Origin of the sequence: Streptomyces narbonensis, from assembly GCF_014649015.1 — a bacterium.
In the GTDB taxonomy this organism is placed as follows: Bacteria; Actinomycetota; Actinomycetes; order Streptomycetales; family Streptomycetaceae; genus Streptomyces; species Streptomyces narbonensis.
The window spans coordinates 1-532 of sequence record NZ_BMSF01000191.1; the positions used below are offsets into that span (position 1 = coordinate 1).

Consider the following 532-nt stretch of genomic DNA (forward strand, 5'->3'; position numbering starts at 1 on the left):
ATCCGCAACATCAACGTGTATAATGGGCCCACAATGTTTGAAGTACTTATAGACTTTGTTTTGATTATAGCTCTTAGGCAAATTTTTGACTAATACAGTTGTTAATTCTCTATTTCTTGTTAAAGCTTCGTTCGCCTTCTTAGAAGTTAATCCTGCGGCTGCTGGTGATCCTTCATCCAATGGTCGTTTTGAATCTGGTCTAGCGTGATGTCCATACTCCATTATCACAGATTATGAAGTGAATATGTGGGCTTGTTTATCGCTAATGATTCTCATATAATAAATATAAAGGGTTTTCAATGTTGTAGTAAATCTGCCATTTTGAATAAGTTCCCGCCTGAAAATTTTTTAGCGATGACTTTAAAAAAGACATTGATGCACTCTACAATTCATTGTCATGATGTACATAGAAAATTGAATGATACAAGCGGAAATATTATCAGAATAAATCGGACATGGATAGCAAAGAATATCTGATATCATATGGTTGGAAAGAAGGAGAAGCGTTTAGAGAAGGTGGTTTGAAAAGACC

Annotated in this window: 1 protein-coding gene; it reads right to left on the reverse strand. The window is 35.0% G+C overall.

Annotated elements, in window-relative coordinates; genetic code table 11:
- Positions 1-222, reverse strand: a 222-nt coding sequence (locus IE124_RS36435) for an RNA-binding protein (protein ID WP_189514080.1), incomplete at its 3' end; no start/stop codon positions are given.
- Positions 223-532 lie beyond the last annotated feature (310 nt).